Here is a 17080-nt window from a genome sequence, read left to right on the forward strand (position 1 = left end):
AATATTATATGTCGCTTGTTCCATATTTGCAAGACTGATACTGCATCTTCACAAACACGGCCATCGCCGACTTTCTACCGCCATCAGCGCCGCACTTGCATGCAGCGCCGAAGAAGCAAGATATTAAAGCACTTTGGCGATCGCGTCAATAACGATGTCGATATTGCGCGAGTTCAATGCTGCCACGCAGATACGGCCCGTGTCGACGGCGTAGATCGATTGCTCGCGCAGCGACGCCACCTGCTCCTTGGTGAGGCCGGAGTACGAGAACATGCCGATTTGCTGGCGCACGAATTCGAAGTCGTGGCCTGGCGCCTTGGCTTTCAGTTTTTCCACGAAGGCATTGCGCATTTCGCGGATGCGCACGCGCATGCCGGCCAGTTCCTCTTCCCACAACTGGCGCAGTTCCGGCGTGGCCAGGACGGTGGCGACCACCTTGCCGCCATGCGTAGGCGGGTTCGAGTAGTTGGTGCGCACGACGCGCTTCAGCTGCGACAGCAAACGGGCCGCTTCATCGGCGCTCGATGCGACGACGCTCAGGGCGCCCACGCGCTCGCCATACAGCGAGAACGATTTCGAGAACGAGTTCGACACCAGCAGCGGGCCGCCCGCGTCGGCAAAGCGGCGCACCACGGCGCCGTCTTCGGCGATGCCGTTGGCGAAGCCTTGATAGGCCATGTCCAGGAACGGCACCAGGCCGCGCGAAGTCACCACGCTGATGATCTGATCCCACTGGGCCACGCTCAGGTCGGCGCCGGTCGGGTTATGGCAGCAGGCGTGCAGCACGACGATGGAGCCGGCTGGCATGGCGTTCAGGCTGGCCAGCATGCCGTCGAAGTTCACGCCATGGGTGGCGGCATCGTAATACGCGTAGTTGTTCACGACGAAACCGGCGTTTTCGAACAGCGCGCGGTGGTTTTCCCAGCTCGGGTCGCTGATGTAGACTTGCGCGCCCGGCGCGAAGCGCTGCAGGAAGTCGGCACCGATCTTCAGTGCGCCCGTGCCGCCAATGGCTTGCACGGTAACAGCGCGGCGCTCTTGAATTACGGCGCTATCGGCGCCAAATACGAGTTCTTGCACAGCCTTGTCGTAGGCGGCGAGGCCTTCGATCGGCAGATAGGTGCGTGGCGCCGCCTGTTCGATCAGGATCGCTTCTGCCTTGCGTACGCAAGCTAACAGAGGCACTTTGCCGTTGTCGTCATAATAGACGCCAACGCCCAGATTGATTTTGGCGGGATTCTGGTCCGCGTTAAATGCTTCGGTGATGCCCAGGATCGGGTCGCGTGGGGCCATCTCGATGGCGCTAAACAGACTGGCAGAAACAGTTGGGTTCGTCATGATAAGATTGGATTCGATTGGAAGCAGGTTCACAGCGGAGTTGTAGACAGCGCCCCAAAATACAACGCCAGGGCCGCCAGCAGAGCACTATTCTAACAAAGGTCTGATTCACATGCCCGAATTATCTACCGCCAGCGAGGCGGAAAGCGCAATTATCTCTTTCCCGGACTCCCCGTTCAAGCTGCACCAGCCCTTCCCTCCGGCCGGCGATCAGCCCACGGCAATCGACCAGTTGTCAGAGGGGATTGCCGACGGACTGGCCTTCCAGACCCTGCTGGGCGTGACCGGTTCGGGCAAGACCTACACCATGGCCAACGTCATCGCGCGCATGGGCCGGCCCGCCATCGTCTTTGCGCCGAACAAGACGCTGGCGGCGCAGCTGTACAGCGAGTTCCGCGACTTTTTCCCGCAAAACGCGGTCGAATACTTCGTCAGCTACTACGATTACTACCAGCCCGAAGCCTACGTGCCGCAGCGCGACCTGTTCATCGAAAAGGACTCGTCGATCAACGAACATATCGAGCAGATGCGTTTGTCGTGCACCAAGTCGCTGATGGAACGGCGCGACGTCATCATCGTCGCCACCGTCTCGGCCATCTACGGTATCGGTAATCCGAACGAATACCACCAGATGATCCTGACGTTGCGCGTAAAAGACAAGGTCGCCCAGCGCGACGTCATCGCGCGCCTGATCCAGATGCAGTACACGCGCAACGAGGTCGATTTCGGCCGCGGCACCTTCCGCGTGCGCGGCGACACGATCGACATCTTCCCCGCCGAGCATGCGGAGCTGGCCGTGCGCCTGGAAATGTTCGACGACGAGATCGAATCGATCCAGCTGTTCGACCCGCTGACGGGCCGCGTACGCCAGAAAATCCCCCGCTTCACCGTGTACCCGGGCTCGCACTATGTGACACCTCGCTCCACCGTGCTGCGCGCCGTGGAAACCATCAAGGACGAGCTGCGCGAGCGCCTCGAGTTCTTCCGCAAGGAAAATAAGCTGATCGAGGAACAGCGGCTGGAACAGCGCACGCGCTTCGACCTGGAAATGATGGCGGAAATCGGTTTTACCAAAGGCATCGAGAATTACTCGCGCCACCTGTCCGGCGCGCTGCCGGGCGAACCGCCGCCGACCCTGGTCGACTACCTGCCGCCCGACGCACTGATGTTCCTCGACGAGTCGCACGTGCTGACGGGCCAGCTGAGCGCCATGTACAACGGCGACCGCTCGCGCAAGACGAATCTGGTCGACTATGGCTTCCGCCTGCCGTCGGCGCTCGACAACCGCCCCTTGAAATTCGAGGAATTCGAGCAGAAGATGCGCCAGACCGTGTTCGTCTCGGCCACGCCGGCCGAATACGAAAAGAACCATTCCGACCAGGTGGTCGAACAGGTCGTGCGCCCCACGGGCCTGGTCGACCCGCAGATCATCGTGCGCCCGGCCAGCAGCCAGGTGGACGACCTGATGTCGGAAATCGTCGAGCGCATCAAGAAGGACGAACGCGTGCTGGTGACGACGCTTACCAAGCGCATGTCGGAGCAATTGACGGAATACCTGGGTGACCATGGCATCAAGGTGCGCTACCTGCACAGCGATATCGAGACGGTGGAGCGCGTGGAAATCCTGCGCGACCTGCGCCTGGGCACCTTCGACGTGCTGGTGGGGATCAACCTGCTGCGCGAGGGCCTGGACTTGCCGGAAGTGTCGCTGGTCGCCATCCTCGACGCGGACAAGGAAGGCTTCTTGCGTTCCGAACGCAGCCTGATCCAGACCATCGGCCGCGCCGCGCGTAACCTGAACGGCACGGCGATTTTGTACGGCGACCGTATCACGGACTCCATGCGCCGCGCCATCGACGAGACGGAGCGCCGCCGCGCCAAGCAGATCGCCTTCAATACGGCGAACAACATCATCCCGATCGGCGTGAAGAAATCGATCCGCGAAATGATCGATGGCGTCTACAGCCCGCAGGAAGCGCGCGAAACCCTGCAAGTGGCGCAGGAAGCGGCCAAGTTCGAATCGATGAGCGAGAAGCAGGTCAGCAAGGAAATCAAGCGCCTGGAAAAACTGATGGTCGACCACGCCAAGAACCTCGAGTTCGAAAAGGCGGCGCAAGTGCGCGACCAGCTGCATATCCTCAAGCAGCAGCTGTTCGGCGCACCGGGTACGGACAACGTGGCGTCGATACTAGGTAGGTCGGATTAGGCCCTGCGGGCCGTAATCCGACAACATCGTTGGCGCTGGCGGTGTCGGATTACGCGGCCTTGCCGCTAATCCGACCTACCTGAGCCGCTCGCTACCTTGACCATACCAGCGCCTACAGGACCGCTGCCCATGGGCTTTGCTCTACTCCGGCAGCGAATAGTCGATGTCGTAGAAATGCTGGCCGTTTTCAATGCGGATGGCCAGCGTCCCGCTGATGCCCGTCAGCTGCCCCGTGCCGGAATGCGGCACGATGACGATGGACAGCAGCTGCTTGCCATCGGCCATGGTGCCCGCATGCTGCGCCACGAAGCTGCCCTCCCTGCCCTGCAGCACGCCCGTGATGGCTTCCATGGCGACATAGCCGGCCGCGCCCTTGGTGTCGGTGACGGCGTTGAGCATCTCGCCCTTGGCCGTGGCGACCAGGTCGCCGGCATAGACTTTGTCGAGCAGCACCTTGCCCAGGGTCGTGCGCCCCGTGCGCTGGGGAGCCGCGGATGGCGTCATGGTAATGCTGAAACTTCCCGTGGCGTGCGCACGCATGCGATGATCTCCCTCTGCAGACGAAGCGGCGCCGGCTGGCGCCACCGATAGACAACATGCGGCCAGCATCAGGCCGGACAAACTGTGTGATTTCATGATTCCCTTTCAATCGATGCGAGAGAACCAGCTTAAGGCCGCGCAGGAGACAAATATTGGATAAAGCCGACAGCACGCGCAATGTGCTCGCCGCGCGCGGCCAGGCGCCGAAAGGCATCGTCGACCCGCAGGCCGCGGCGCGCCGCATACGGCTGGCGACCTATCCACCGGCTGACCCGCTGGCGCCGTTCGTCGAGTATTTCTGGGTGGTCGAATGGGACAGGCGGGGTTGCGCGCCGGAGACGCAGCGCGTGCTGCCCTATCCAAACGCTCACCTGGTGTTCGACCTTGGGCGCACGGCCATCCATGGCGTCGTGCGCGGCGCCTTTGACAGGCAGTTGACCGGTGCGGGCAAGGTGCTGGGCGTGCGTTTTGCGCCGGGTGGCCTGCGCCCGTTCATCACGCAGCCCCTGTCATCGTTCACCGATACGACCATCGCCGCCGATGCCCTGCTGGACATGCCGGCAGGGCAAGCCGAGGCGCTGGTGCTGCGGCAAGCCGGCGATGCGGCCATGGTGGCGCAGGCACAGGCGTTGCTGCTGGCCAGGCTGCCGCAGGTCGATGACGCGGCCCTGCTGGCCGCCAGGCTGACTGCCGCGGCGGCGGCCCACAACGGCCCGGCGAGCGTGGCGCAGCTGTGCGAAAAAATGGGTATCGGCGAACGCCGGCTGCAGCGCCTGTTCGCCAACTACGTGGGCGTGCCGCCGAAATGGGTGATACAGCGCTACCGTCTGCAGGAAGCGATCTGGCGCCTGGCGCAGCCCGATGCGCCCGACCTGGCCAGCCTGGCGCATGCACTGGGCTTTTTTGACCAGGCCCATTTCAGCCGCAGTTTTGCGGAACTGGTGGGCAGTACGCCGCTAGACTATCGCCGCTCGCAGCGCGAAACAGACGCCTAGCCGGCCGCTTTCACGTCGTCGATATACGCGCGGATGATGGCGGCGAAATCCGCATCGGCCGTCAAGCCCAGCGCTTCGGCGCGTTGGGTATCCCAGGCGCCGGGCCAGCTCTTGACGATGCGCTCGACGGCCGGATCGGGCGCGTAGCTGATGCGGGTTGTCACTGCGCTGCCGGCCACTTCTTCGAGTGCGGCGATCATCTCGCCCACGCTCACGCTCAAACCCGGCAAGTTCACCGTGCGGCTGGCGCCGAACGCCTCGCCCGCCAGTTCATGGCCGGCGATCAGCGAGGCGATGGCGCCGCGCGGCGACAGCAGCCACAGACGCAAATCGGTGGCCACGGGGCAGACGGCCGCCTCGCCATTCAACGGTTCGCGGATGATGCCGCTGGCGAACGAGGACGCGGCCTTGTTCGGTTTGCCGGGACGCACGCTGATGGTCGGCAGGCGCAGCACACGGCCATCGACAAAGCCTCGCCGGCTGTAATCGTTGAGAAGCAATTCGCCGATGGCCTTTTGCGCGCCGTACGACGACTGCGGGTTCAAGGCCGTCGTATCCTGCACCACGTCCGGCAGCTTACCGCCATACACGGCCACGGAACTGGTAAACACGACCTTCGGCTTGTGTCCCAGTTCGCGGCAGATATCGAGCAGCAAACGCGAGGCATCGAGGTTGATGCGCATGCCCAGCTCGAAATCGGCTTCCGCCTGGCCGCTGACGATGGCTGCCAGGTGGAAGATCGAGCTGGTCTGCGCATCGATGGTGGCGCGCATGAGAGCGCCGTCGGCGATGTCGCCCGTGACGACTGTCACGCGCGCATCGTTGAAATCATGCGCGGCCGCCACGTCGACCAGTACCAGCTCGCTGATCGTTTGCAACTGACCGTGGCTGTCCGTCAGCTGGCCTTGCGCCAGCAACTGGCGCGCCAGGCGCTGTCCCAGGAAACCGGCGCCGCCGGTAATGAGTACTTTCATTTTCATGCTCCTTGTTTGTTGTTGTAAGCGGCCAGCCAGCCCAGGCCATCCTGAGTGCGCCCGCGCGGACGGTACTCGCAGCCGATCCAGCCGTCGTAGCCCAGCTCGTCCAACAGCGTGAACAGATACGGGTAATTGACTTCGCCATCGTCCGGTTCATTGCGGGCCGGGACGCTGGCGATCTGCACGTGGCCGATGCCGTCGAAGTGGTTCTTGAACGTCATGGCGATATCGCCCTCGACGATCTGCGTGTGGTAAAAATCCATCTGTACCTTGACGTTGGCCGCGCCCGACTCCAGGCGCAGCGCGTGGCCCTGCGCCTGCGTGACGAGGAAGTAGCCGGGCATGTCGCGCCCGTTGATCGGTTCGATCAACAGCTCGATGCCGTGCTGGCCCACGGCCTGGGCCGCGTACTGCAGGTTGGCCAGGTAGGTGGCGCGGTGCAGGGAGAGGTCGGCGCCCACGGGCAGCAAGCCCGCCATCATGTGCACACGCGGCGTACCCAGCGCCAGCGCATACTCGATGGCGCGCGCCACCCCAAGCCGAAATTCTTCTTCGCGGCCCGGCAGCGAAGCGATGCCCCGCTCACCGGCACCCCAGTCGCCCGGCGGCAGGTTGAACAGCACATTTGTCAAACCGTGCTCGCGCAGCCAGCCGGCCACTTCCTGCGATGCGTGGTCATACGGGAACAGGAATTCGACGCCTTTAAAACCCGCTTGCGCCGCGGCGGCAAAGCGCTGCGGGAATGGGACTTCGTTGAACATCATGGTCAGGTTGGCGGCAAAACGGGGCATGCGGTATCTCCTTGGGAATCTTATATGTCGAGTTTGAACGTGTGCTTCAGGTCCGCGATCTGCGCCGCGTCGAGCGGGCGCGTGGGTACGTCGCGCAGCAGCAGGAACAGCTTGGCCGTCTCTTCCAGTTCCTCGGCCGCATACACGGCCGCTTCCAGGCTGGTGCCCGACACGACGGGACCGTGGTTTGCCAGCAGCACGGCCGAGTGCTTGCGCGCCATGGCGCCAATCGCGCCCGCCAGCGCCGGGTCGCCCGGCCGGTGATACGGCACCAGCGGCAAGCGCCCCACCTTCATTACAAAATATGGCGTGAGCGGCGGGATGCAGTCGTGATGGTTCAAGCCGCACATGCAGGACACGGCGGCCGAATAGGTCGAGTGCAAATGCACGATGGCGCCGGCGCTGCCGCGCTCTTCGTACATGGCGCGGTGCAGGAACGCCTCTTTTGACGGCGGCGCGCCGCTGATCAGATTGCCGTCCCAATCAAGCTTGGACAGCTGCGCCGGATCGAGCCGCCCCAGGCTGGCATTCGTTGGCGTCAGCAGCCAGCCGTCATCCAGCCGCACGCTCAAGTTGCCGCTGCTGCCGGCCGTCAAGCCCCGCTCGAACAGCGACTTGCCGAAGTCGACGATCTGTTCGCGCTGGCGCGATTCGGCGGCGCTCATGCCAGCACCTGCCAAGCCTTGCTGAAGAAATCGGCCGTGCCGAAATTGCCGGACTTCAGCGCCAGCGCCAAGGGCGCCATGCCATCGTCGCCCGGCACCGGCAAGGCTTGCGTCCACGACACGCCAGGATCGATCTCGGGACCGATGCGCAAGCCAGCCACGCCCAGCGCTTTCACCACTGCGCCCGAGGTTTCGCCGCCGGCGACGATCAGCTGGCCCACGCCGAGGCGCACGAGCCCTTGCGCGATGGCGGCCAGGGTTTCCTCGACGAGGGCGCCGGCCCGCTCCACGCCCAGCTGCGCCTGCACGGAGCGCACGGCGTCCGGCGTGGCCGTGGCATAGATCAATACCGGGCCTTGCGCCAGGTGCGCGCCGGCCCAGGCCAAGGCCTGTTCCACCACGGCGTCGACCACTTCGCCGCCTGCGGCCAGCTGCATCGGGTCGACGTGGAACGCCGGCGCCAGTTCACGCATGTGCGCCACCTGCTGCTGCGTGGCCACCGAGCAGCTGCCCGAGATCACGGCGCGCAAACCCGTCGGTGGCGGCAAACGCCCCGCCTGGCCCGCCGGCGATGGCGCCAGTTGGCCCCGCTGGCGGAAATTTTGCGGCAGTCCCAGGGCGATGCCGGAGCCGCCCGTGATCAGTTTCAAGTCGGCGCAGGCGGCGCCGATGGCTTCCAGGTCGCGGTTCGAGACAGCATCGACGACGGCGAAATGGCAGCCCTGGCCGCGCAAATCCGTGAAGCGCTGGGCGATGGCGGCTGCGCCCTTTTCCACCACGGAGAAATCGGCCAGGCCTACCTTGGCTTGCACCTGCTGCTGCAGCACGCGCACCAGGTTCGAATCCGTCATCGGCGTCAGGGGATGCTCGCGCATGCCCGATTCGGCCAGCGGCACGTCGCCGACGAACAGGTTGCCCTTGTAGATGGTGCGGCCGTTGGCGGGGAATGCGGGACAGGCGATGGTGAAGTCCGTGTCGAGCGCGCGCATCAGCGCTTCGGCCACAGGGCCGATATTGCCGCGCGGCGTGGAGTCGAACGTGGAGCAGTATTTGAAGTAGAACTGCTTGCATCCGGCTTGCTGCAGCCAGGCCAGCGCGGCCAGCGATTCGGCCACGGCTTCCTCGGGCGCATTCGTGCGCGACTTGAGGGCGATGACGACGGCGTCGACGTCGGCTGGCGGCGGACCTTGCGGCACGCCGATCAGCTGCACCGTACGCATGCCGGCCTTGACCAGCATGCCGGCCAGGTCGGTGCCACCCGTGAAATCGTCGGCGATACATCCCAGTAGTACGGTCATGATGGTTCCTCTTGATTCAGTGACGCCTTCGCCGGCAAAGTAATTCCCGGGAAAGTCTTGATGACGGCCGAGTCGTCCTCGCCGCCAAAGCCTGCCGCCGACGCCTGCATGAACATCTGGTGCGCCGTGGCCGACAGCGGCAACGGGAACACGCTTTTCTTCGCGTAATCGAGCACGATGCCCAAATCCTTGACGAAGATATTCACGGCCGACAGCGGCGTGTAATCGCCCTTCAAAATGTGCGGCACGCGGTTCTGGAACATCCAGGAACTGCCGGCGCTGTTTGAAATGACTTCGTACAGGGCGTCCGGGTTGCAGCCCGCGCGCAAGCCCAGCGCCATCGCTTCGGCGGCGGCGGCGATGTGCACACCGGCCAGCAACTGGTTGATCATCTTGACTTTCGAACCCTGGCCCGGCTGTTCGCCCAAGCGGTACAGCTTGGCGCAGATGGCGTCGAAAATGCCGGCGCAGGCATCGAATGCATCGGGCGCGCCGGCCGCCATGACCGACATCTCGCCGGCAGCCGCCTTGGCCGCGCCGCCGGAAATGGGCGCATCGATGAAGCGCAGTCCCATGTCTGCCAGGCGCGCGCCGAGGGCCTCGGCAAACTCGGGCGCCACGGTGGCGCAGGCGATCACCACGCTACCTGGCGCCAGCGTGCTGGCCGCACCGTGTTCGCCGAACAGCACGGCTTCCGTCTGCTGCGCATTGACGACGACGATCAGCAAGGCTTGCACCTGCGCCGCCAGCGAAGCGGGAGACTGCGCCGCATGGGCGCCCTGGTCGACCAGCTTTTGCACGGTTTCGGGCCGCACGTCGCAGGCATGTACTTCAAAGCCGGCGCGCAGCAACGATTGCGCGATGCCCATGCCCATGGCCCCCAGGCCGATCACGCCCACTTTTTTCATTTCTACGTTCATCTGCTACTCCAGTTTTATTTGTTCACCAGCTTGGCGGGCACCCGCATGATGATGATGGCGCCGATCACCAGAATGCCGGCCAGCAGGTAGATGGCGATGTCGGTCGATTGCGTCAGGTCCTTGATGGAACCGATCATGTACGGCGCCGCAAAGCCGGCCAGGTTGCCCACCGAATTGATGGCGGCGATGCCGGCGGCGGCCGAGACGCCACCGAGGAAAGCCGTCGGCAAGCTCCAGAACATCGGCGAGGCGGCCAGGATGCCGCCGGCGGCGATCGTCAGGAAGAAGATGGCCCAGCCCGTGTTATGGGCGCCGGCCAGCGCGCTGCAAACGATGGCGGCGGCGCCGACCACCAGCGGGATGGCCATGTGCCAGCGGCGTTCGCGGTATTTGTCCGAACTGCGGCCCAGCAAGATCATCGACGCCACGGCCACCGAGTACGGGATCGCCGTAAAGAGACCGATATTCAGCACGCCCGTCACACCGGCCGCCTTGATCAGGCTGGGCAGCCAGAAGGTCAGCGAATACTGGCCCATCACGCAGCAGAAATAAATCAGGGCCATGACCCAGATGCGCGGGTCGGCGAACATGGCGCGGATCGACGGGTGCGATACCTTGCCTTGCGCTTCCGTGGCGATGCGCTGCTCGAGGATGACTTTTTCATCTTCCGTCAGCCACTTCGCGGCGCGGATGCTGTTGTCGAGATACAGCAGCACGGCCACGCCCATCAGCGCGGCGGGAATCGCTTCGAGCACGAACATCCACTGCCAGCCCGCATAACCGTGCCAGCCGGCGAAGGTTTCCATGATCCAGCCCGACAGGGGGCCGCCGATCAGGCCCGCCACGGGAATGGCGGCCATGAAGGTGCACACCATGCGCGCGCGGCGCTCGGACGGATACCAGTAGGTCAGATAAAGAATGATGCCGGGGAAGAAGCCCGCCTCGGCGATGCCGAGCAGGAAGCGCATGACGTAGAACTGGGTCGGCGTGGTGACGAACATGAATGCGCCCGAGATGACTGCCCACGTGATCATGATGCGGGCGATCCACACGCGCGCGCCGATCTTGTGCAGCATCACGTTGCTGGGTACTTCGAACAGGAAGTAACCGAGGAAGAACACGCCCGCGCCCAAGCCGTACACGGTTTCGGAAAACTGCAGGTCGGCCAGCATTTGCAGCTTGGCGAAGCCCACGTTGACACGGTCGAGATAGGCGACGATGTAGCACAGCATGAGGAAGGGAATGATGCGCCAGGTCACCTTGCGGTAGACGGCGTCGTCGATGGTTTTCTGGCTTGCGGCGGCGTCGGCCGGCTGCCCGGCCAATGCTTGTGATACGTCCATGCTTGTCTCCTGATCGCTGGGGGATCGACCGTGCCGGGTTTTTATGGTCCACCGGAGGTGGCTGGCAACTTGTCTAAAATTTGTATGGATGTATATTATGTGTGTGTTTTGTGTGTGTCAAGCTGTATATTCCATATAATGGCAAGCAGGCAAGCCCCATGAGAACCGCTAGCACAAGGATGCACCCGATGGACCGCACGTTCCGCTTTACCCTTCCCCCGCCGGAGCCCGCCGCGGGCAGTTTCACCACCGGCACCCTGGGTGCGCGGGTAGCGGCACGGCTGCGCCAGCAAATCCACAACGATGGCCTGGCCGGCGGCACGCGCTTGCCGTCGGAACAGGCGATGGCCAGCCACTTTGGCGTGAGCCGCACGGTGCTGCGCGAAGCCATCGCCCTGCTGCAGGCGGACGGCATCGTCGCCACGCGCAAGGGAAGCGGCACGTTCGTGTGCGCGCAGGATGGCGCGAAGACGGGCGAACGGGGCGACGAGCTGACGGAGCAGTCGGTGCAATCGCTGCTGAACCTGATCGAGGTGCGCCAGGGACTGGAAGCGGAAATCGCCGCGCTGGCGGCCGTGCGGCGCACGCCGGGCCAGCTGGCCGACATCGAACACGCGCTGCGGCGCATCGAGGAAGCCGTGGCGGCCGGCGTCGACGGCGTGGAAGAAGACGTGCGCCTGCACCTGTCCATCGCCGAAGCGACGGGCAATCCCTACTGGCCGAAATTCGTTGCCATGTTCGCCGACCCGATCCGCTCGGCCGTCAAGGTGACGCGCGCGAATGAAGCGCGGCGCACGGACTTCTCCATCGAGGTGCGGCGCGAACATGAAAAGATCGTCCAGGCGATCGCCGACGGCGACCCGCAGCGGGCGCGCCAGGCGGCCATGGAACACATGCAGCACGCGGCCGAGCGCGTGCGCCTGGCCGACCGCGAATTCTGGCGCGGCGACGGCGGCGCGCTGGCGCGCACCTTGGGGCGCGATCCCATCATGCAAAAATAAGACCGCTCACACCCGCCGCCCCTGCTTTCCTATGCTCGCGCTCATCATGTCGAACAGGGTGCGCGACGCGGGCGGCATCGCATGCTGATGCCGGCTGATCAAGCCCAATGTCCGTTTCACGGCGGGATTGACGAGCGGTACGCCGACCACAGTGCCTTGCCGCTCCGGCAAAATCGACAGCCCCGGCACGGCCGCCACGCCCAAGCCCGACTCCACCAGCGCCAAGATGCCTGACACGTGGTTGATCTCGCACGAGATCCACGGGTGCTTTTCCACACCGGCCAGCGCCGCATCGAGCACGCTGCGGTTGCCGCTCGACTTGGCCACCGAGATATAGCGTTCGTCGACGGTATCCTTCCAGCTCAGCTTCTTGCGCTTGGCCAGCCGGTGATCGTGCCGCATCGCCAGCACGTAGGTTTCGACATAGATGGGCTGGAAAAGAATCTCCGGATTTTCCGCGCCCGTAAAGCTGATGCCGAAATCCGCCTCGCCTGTCAGCACGAGGTTGAGCACATCCTGCGCGCTTTCGTCATGCACGCGCACGCGGATTTTCGGAAACTGCGCGCTGAAGCGCTTGAGCACGTCCGGCAGGAAGTGCCACACGGCTGACGGCACACAGGCGAACGTCACCGTCCCGGTGCGGTGCGCGGCCAGGTCGGCGACACCGAGCACGGCATCCTCGAGGCCGTTGAGCGCATCGCGCACGTTCACCAGAAACACCTGTCCCACATTCGTCAGCTGCACGCGCCGGGTGGTGCGTTCGAACAGCTTGACCCCCAGCGCATCCTCGAGTTTTTCGATGCGGCGGCTCAGTGCCGGCTGCGACAGGAACAGGTCGGCCGCGGCCTGGCGAAAGCTGTTGCGCTCCGCCACGGCCACGAAGGCCTGCAAATCGTGAAGTTCGTAATTGATGCGCTGCATGCATGAATCTCCGGAAAAATTGCAATTATCAAATTATGCCATTTCAACGATGATGGGGTCTTAATGCTGAGCCTCGCCAAGAAGGCATCACTCAAAAAAGAGGGAGACACCATGCGACATTGTTCCACGTTCGCGCTGTTGTTCGCGGCCAGCGGCACCTGCCTGGCCCAGAGCGGCGCGGTTTTGTATGGCATCGCGGATGCCGGCATCCGCTATGGTAAAGGCTTGAACGCCGCCAATGCGCCCACGCCCGGCGGCACCACGCCCGCCGTCAGCAGCGGCATCAACAACACGAGCCGCTGGGGCCTGCGCGGCCAGGAAGACCTCGGCGACGGCTGGCAGGCGCTGTACCGCCTCGAGGGTGGCCTGAATCTGGACACGGGCAGCGCGGCCAAATCCGACAAGCTGTTCGACCGGCAAGCGTGGGTCGGTCTCAAGTCGCCGCTGGGCTCCGTGACCCTGGGGCGCCAGGCGACCTTGCTGGCCGACGCCATCGCACCGGTGGACCCGCTGGGTATCCGCTATGCCTCCTTCAATCCGAACGTCAACATCACGGGCTTGAGCAACACGGCTTTTGGCCGGCATTCGTTCGGCCAGCAATACGGCAGCAGCGGCTATGCCGACAACTTCTACCGGCTCGACAACATGGTGAAAACCAGCGCCAACCTCGGGCCGGTGGTGGCGCGCGCCGCCTATTCCTTTGGCGAGGTGGCGGGCGCCACGTCGTCATTGTCGACCTGGGGCGGCGCCCTGACATACCAGCAGGCGGGGCTGGCCATGTCGGGGGCAGTGATGCGCTTTCGCAATCGCGACAACCGCAGCCTCGACGCCGCCACCGTGGGCGCCGCCTACAAGATGGACGCCTGGCAGTTCAAGGCCAACCTGGGCGTCAACCGCGCCGACGTGGACGCCGGCAAGTCGGTCCGGCAGAGCGTGATGTCGGCCGGCGTAAGCCGGCAAATGGCGCAGGACGTGCTGCTCACGACCGCCTACTACAAGGTGCGGCGCAGCGCCACAGGCCACGTCGACGACGGCTTCCAGCGTGCTTTCGCCTACCTGGAAAAAACGCTCTCGCCGCGCTCGACCCTGTATCTCGAATCGGACTACACCACGTGGCAAGGCGATGCGGCCGGCGTCACGGGAACGCGGGCCAACGACCGCAAAGGCATGGGCTTGACGCTCGGCCTCATGCACAAATTTTAACGACAGGAGAAACAACCATGCTTCAACAGACCCTCGTGCGGCGCTCCGCCCCCCTACTGGCCGGCTTCACGCTGCTCGCCGCCGGCGCGGCCCATGCCGCCGACATCCGCGTGGTCAGCTCGGGCGGTTTCGCCCAGGCCTACAAAAACCTCGCCCCCGCCTACGAGCGCGCCAGCGGCGACCATCTGGTTTCCGAATGGGGGCCGTCGATGGGCACCACCAAGAATGCGATCCCGGCGCGCCTGGCGCGCGGCGAGCAGATCGACGTCGTCATCATGGTGGGCGACGCACTCGACAAGCTGATGCAGGAAGGCCGCCTGGTCCCCGGCAGCAAGGTGGTCCTGGCCAATTCGCCGATTGCCTGCGCCGTGCGGCGCGGCGCGGCCAAGCCCGACATCAGCACCACCGAGGGCTTGCGCAGCGCCTTTCTGAAGGCGGACAAGGTCGCCTATTCGGACAGCGCCAGCGGCGTCTACATCGAGACGCAGCTGATGAACAAGTTGCAGATTTCGCAGCAGATGCAGGGCAAGGCCGCAAAAATTCCCGCCACCCCCGTCGGCGAAATCATCGCCCATGGCCAGGCCGATTTCGGCTGCCAGCAGCGCAGCGAGCTGCTGCCGGTCGACGGCATCGACATCGTCGGCCTGCTGCCGCCGGAAGTGCAGAAGATGACGCAGTTTTCGGCGGCGCTGGTCCCGGGCGGCAAGGAACCGGAAGCCGGCCGCGCCTTGCTGCGCTTCCTCGCCGCCCCTGCCAACGCGGGCGCGATCGAAGCGACCGGACTGGAACCGGCAGCGGCGACAGCGGCGCACTAGGCGACGTCACTCATCTTTCATCAATAGGTAAATCATGGCCATTCCCTCCACCGCCGCACCCATCGCCAAGGCCGCAACGCCGCGCGCGCAAGTGCCTCCGCCCTCCCGCATCGCCACCGTCATCCGGGTGACGAGCGGGAACTTCATCGAAATGTACGATTTTTTCCTGTTCGGCTTTTACGCCACGTACATTGCCAAGGCCTTCTTCCCCGCCACCAGCGAATACGCGGCCCTGATGATGACGTTCGCCACCTTCGGCGCGGGGTTTTTCATGCGGCCGCTGGGCGCCATCATCCTCGGCAGCTATATCGACCGTATCGGCCGCCGCAAGGGGCTGGTGCTCACCCTGGCCATCATGGCTTCCGGCACGGCGCTGATCGCCTTCGTGCCCGGCTATGCCACCATCGGGCTGCTGGCGCCGTTCCTCGTGCTGATCGGGCGTTTGCTGCAAGGCTTTTCCGCCGGCGTGGAGCTGGGCGGCGTATCCGTCTACCTGTCCGAGATGGCGACACCCGGCAACAAGGGTTATTACGTCAGCTGGCAGTCCGCCAGCCAGCAAGTCGCCATCATCTTTTCCGCCGCGCTGGGCTACTTTCTCAATGAAACCCTGAGCAAGGAATTCATCGCGGACTGGGGCTGGCGCATCCCGTTCTTCATCGGCTGCTCCATCATTCCGGTGGTGTTCTACATCCGCCGTTCGCTGCAGGAGACCGAGGCCTACCTGACGCGCAAATCGCATCCGACGTTCCGGCAAATGCTCAAGACGATCGCCCTCAACTGGCCGCTGGTGGTCGCCGGAACGATGCTGATCGTGCTGACGACGGTCGCGTTCTACCTGATCACCGTCTACACGCCGACCTTCGGCAAGAACGTGCTCAAACTGAGCACCGAGGAAAGCCTGCTCGTCACCCTGTGCATCGGCCTGTCGAACTTCATCTGGCTGCCCGTCATGGGTGCACTGTCCGACCGCATCGGGCGCTGGCCCATCATGGCCGTGTGCTCGGCGCTGACGGTGCTGACGGCGTATCCGGCCTTGTCGTGGCTGGTCGCCCATCCCAGTTTCGACCACATGCTGATGGTGGAGCTGTGGCTGTCCTTCCTGTACAGCAGCTACAACGGGGCCACCATCGTCGCGCTGACGGAAATCATCCCGGCCAGCGTCAGGACGACGGGTTTTTCGCTGGCCTACAGCCTGGCCACGGCGCTGTTCGGCGGAATGACGCCGCTGGTGTCGACCCTGCTGATCGAGAGCACCGGCGACAAGGCGGCGCCAGGCTACTGGATGGCAGGCGCCGGCGCCATCAGCCTGCTGGCGACGTGGCTGATCTATCGCGGCATCGTCAGGGAGCGCCATCCGCTCCCCGCATGATGTTACGGCCAGGCGGGCCGGCGCATGTGGAACAGGCTGTCCGGTCCGATCTCGAAATAATCGGCCGGACCGCCGCCGCGCAAGATCGGCGCGGCGGCGGCCGTGTCGTACACGCCGTCGGTCAACAGGTGGCGCGCGATGTGCACGCCCACCACTTCCCCCAGCACCAGCCAGCTGCCGACACCGTCGCCATTGACGCCTTGCAGTTCAATGATCTGCGTGCGCCGGCATTCGAAGGAGACGGGGCTTTCCGCCACGCGCGGCACATTGACGATGCGCGAGGCGGCAGGCGTCAGGCCGGCCAGCGCAAATTCGTCGACCTCGGGCGGCGCCGGCGCGCAGCTGGTATTCATCGCGTCGGCCAGTGGGCGGGTGGCCAGGTTCCACACGAATTCGCCCGTCTGTTCGATATTGCGCAAGGTATCCTTGCGGCCGATGCTGGAAAAACCGATCAGCGGCGGATGGTAATTGAAGGCGTTGAAAAAGCTGTACGGCGCCAGATTGAGCACGCCCTCGCTGCTGCGCGAAGCAATCCAGCCGATGGGTCGCGGCCCCACGATGGCATTGAAAGGGTCATGCGGCAGGCCATGGCCCTGTGCAGGTTCATAAAAGTGAATATTGTCGGCCACGCGCGTTCCTGAAGTCGAAGTCAAAGGCGCCCGGGATGGAACGCCTGGAGCGACAGCTTACTGGAATTG

General features: G+C 64.3%; 16 protein-coding genes. 6 read left to right on the forward strand and 10 right to left on the reverse strand.

From position 1 onward, the window contains the following. Positions 1-123 precede the first annotated feature (123 nt). The gene (locus VM94_RS23385; protein ID WP_185982127.1) at positions 124-1338 is read right to left on the reverse strand and encodes an amino acid aminotransferase; all 1215 of its coding nucleotides are present in this window, start codon (positions 1336-1338) and stop codon (positions 124-126) included. Positions 1339-1450: 112 nt separating this feature from the next. Here VM94_RS23385 and uvrB point away from each other — a divergent pair, with 112 nt between their 5' ends. After that, positions 1451-3544 (forward strand): excinuclease ABC subunit UvrB, encoded by a 2094-nt coding sequence (gene uvrB / locus VM94_RS23390; protein ID WP_046685690.1) that lies wholly within the window; start codon positions 1451-1453, stop codon positions 3542-3544. A 141-nt stretch (positions 3545-3685) separates the two neighbouring features. Here the strand turns inward: uvrB and VM94_RS23395 are convergent, their stop codons facing one another. Further along, complete coding sequence (locus VM94_RS23395) at positions 3686-4180, reverse strand: DUF3224 domain-containing protein (RefSeq protein ID WP_235433001.1); 495 nt, start codon at positions 4178-4180, stop codon at positions 3686-3688. Between the two features lie 56 nt (positions 4181-4236). Between VM94_RS23395 and VM94_RS23400 the strand changes: the two genes are divergently transcribed. Then, entirely contained in the window at positions 4237-5079 is an 843-nt protein-coding gene (locus VM94_RS23400) for a helix-turn-helix domain-containing protein (protein WP_052755912.1), read from the forward strand. Here VM94_RS23400 and denD read toward each other — a convergent pair. The 6 genes from denD to VM94_RS23430 are packed head-to-tail and all read right to left on the reverse strand — an operon-like array spanning position 5076 to position 11073. Next, positions 5076-6053 (reverse strand): D-erythronate dehydrogenase, encoded by a 978-nt coding sequence (denD, locus tag VM94_RS23405; protein ID WP_046685692.1) that lies wholly within the window; start codon positions 6051-6053, stop codon positions 5076-5078. The two genes, VM94_RS23400 and denD, sit on opposite strands and share 4 nt — an antisense overlap. A gap of 2 nt (positions 6054-6055) precedes the next feature. Further along, on the reverse strand, positions 6056-6847 hold the full coding sequence (gene otnI, locus VM94_RS23410; protein WP_046685693.1) for a 2-oxo-tetronate isomerase: 792 nt from the start codon (positions 6845-6847) through the stop codon (positions 6056-6058). A 20-nt stretch (positions 6848-6867) separates the two neighbouring features. Further along, positions 6868-7512, reverse strand: a complete 645-nt coding sequence (gene otnC, locus VM94_RS23415) for a 3-oxo-tetronate 4-phosphate decarboxylase (RefSeq protein ID WP_046685694.1) — start codon at positions 7510-7512, stop codon at positions 6868-6870. Continuing rightward, complete coding sequence (otnK, locus tag VM94_RS23420) at positions 7509-8810, reverse strand: 3-oxo-tetronate kinase (protein WP_082127882.1); 1302 nt, start codon at positions 8808-8810, stop codon at positions 7509-7511. Before otnK ends, otnC begins: the two co-directional genes overlap by 4 nt. Next, complete coding sequence (ltnD, locus tag VM94_RS23425) at positions 8807-9730, reverse strand: L-threonate dehydrogenase (RefSeq protein WP_082127883.1); 924 nt, start codon at positions 9728-9730, stop codon at positions 8807-8809. Before ltnD ends, otnK begins: the two co-directional genes overlap by 4 nt. Positions 9731-9744: 14 nt before the next feature. Further along, positions 9745-11073, reverse strand: coding sequence for an MFS transporter (locus tag VM94_RS23430; RefSeq protein WP_046685696.1), 1329 nt, complete (start codon positions 11071-11073; stop codon positions 9745-9747). Positions 11074-11231: 158 nt separating this feature from the next. Between VM94_RS23430 and VM94_RS23435 the strand changes: the two genes are divergently transcribed. Next, positions 11232-12074, forward strand: a complete 843-nt coding sequence (locus VM94_RS23435) for a FadR/GntR family transcriptional regulator (protein ID WP_235433002.1) — start codon at positions 11232-11234, stop codon at positions 12072-12074. A gap of 6 nt (positions 12075-12080) precedes the next feature. Here the strand turns inward: VM94_RS23435 and VM94_RS23440 are convergent, their stop codons facing one another. Next, on the reverse strand, positions 12081-12995 hold the full coding sequence (locus tag VM94_RS23440; protein ID WP_046685698.1) for a LysR family transcriptional regulator: 915 nt from the start codon (positions 12993-12995) through the stop codon (positions 12081-12083). Between the two features lie 111 nt (positions 12996-13106). Between VM94_RS23440 and VM94_RS23445 the strand changes: the two genes are divergently transcribed. Genes VM94_RS23445 through VM94_RS23455 form a run of 3 tightly spaced genes read left to right on the forward strand, consistent with a single transcriptional unit; the run spans position 13107 to position 16382 of the window. Further along, on the forward strand, positions 13107-14198 hold the full coding sequence (locus VM94_RS23445; RefSeq protein WP_046685699.1) for a porin: 1092 nt from the start codon (positions 13107-13109) through the stop codon (positions 14196-14198). Positions 14199-14215: 17 nt separating this feature from the next. Then, the gene (locus VM94_RS23450) at positions 14216-15013 is read left to right on the forward strand and encodes a substrate-binding domain-containing protein (protein WP_046685700.1); all 798 of its coding nucleotides are present in this window, start codon (positions 14216-14218) and stop codon (positions 15011-15013) included. 34 nt (positions 15014-15047) lie between these two features. Then, positions 15048-16382: an MFS transporter gene (locus tag VM94_RS23455; RefSeq protein ID WP_082127884.1), complete on the forward strand. Its 1335-nt coding sequence runs from the start codon at positions 15048-15050 to the stop codon at positions 16380-16382. 2 nt (positions 16383-16384) lie between these two features. Here VM94_RS23455 and VM94_RS23460 read toward each other — a convergent pair whose 3' ends face one another. Next, positions 16385-17011, reverse strand: a complete 627-nt coding sequence (locus tag VM94_RS23460; RefSeq protein WP_046685701.1) for a flavin reductase family protein — start codon at positions 17009-17011, stop codon at positions 16385-16387. Positions 17012-17080 lie beyond the last annotated feature (69 nt).

Source organism: Janthinobacterium sp. KBS0711 (assembly GCF_000988085.1).
Taxonomy (GTDB): Bacteria; Pseudomonadota; Gammaproteobacteria; order Burkholderiales; family Burkholderiaceae_D; genus Janthinobacterium; species Janthinobacterium lividum_E.

Excerpts from the sequence above, each read along its gene's own strand:
- VM94_RS23385 (WP_185982127.1), bottom strand. The coding sequence starts at position 1,338 with ATGACGAACCCAACTGTTTCTGCCAGTCTGTTTAGCGCCATCGAGATG.
- uvrB (WP_046685690.1), top strand. The coding sequence starts at position 1,451 with ATGCCCGAATTATCTACCGCCAGCGAGGCGGAAAGCGCAATTATCTCT.
- VM94_RS23395 (WP_235433001.1), bottom strand. The coding sequence starts at position 4,180 with ATGAAATCACACAGTTTGTCCGGCCTGATGCTGGCCGCATGTTGTCTA.
- denD (WP_046685692.1), bottom strand. The coding sequence starts at position 6,053 with ATGAAAGTACTCATTACCGGCGGCGCCGGTTTCCTGGGACAGCGCCTG.
- otnI (WP_046685693.1), bottom strand. The coding sequence starts at position 6,847 with ATGCCCCGTTTTGCCGCCAACCTGACCATGATGTTCAACGAAGTCCCA.
- otnC (WP_046685694.1), bottom strand. The coding sequence starts at position 7,512 with ATGAGCGCCGCCGAATCGCGCCAGCGCGAACAGATCGTCGACTTCGGC.
- otnK (WP_082127882.1), bottom strand. The coding sequence starts at position 8,810 with ATGACCGTACTACTGGGATGTATCGCCGACGATTTCACGGGTGGCACC.
- ltnD (WP_082127883.1), bottom strand. The coding sequence starts at position 9,730 with ATGAACGTAGAAATGAAAAAAGTGGGCGTGATCGGCCTGGGGGCCATG.
- VM94_RS23430 (WP_046685696.1), bottom strand. The coding sequence starts at position 11,073 with ATGGACGTATCACAAGCATTGGCCGGGCAGCCGGCCGACGCCGCCGCA.
- VM94_RS23435 (WP_235433002.1), top strand. The coding sequence starts at position 11,232 with ATGAGAACCGCTAGCACAAGGATGCACCCGATGGACCGCACGTTCCGC.
- VM94_RS23440 (WP_046685698.1), bottom strand. The coding sequence starts at position 12,995 with ATGCAGCGCATCAATTACGAACTTCACGATTTGCAGGCCTTCGTGGCC.
- VM94_RS23445 (WP_046685699.1), top strand. The coding sequence starts at position 13,107 with ATGCGACATTGTTCCACGTTCGCGCTGTTGTTCGCGGCCAGCGGCACC.
- VM94_RS23450 (WP_046685700.1), top strand. The coding sequence starts at position 14,216 with ATGCTTCAACAGACCCTCGTGCGGCGCTCCGCCCCCCTACTGGCCGGC.
- VM94_RS23455 (WP_082127884.1), top strand. The coding sequence starts at position 15,048 with ATGGCCATTCCCTCCACCGCCGCACCCATCGCCAAGGCCGCAACGCCG.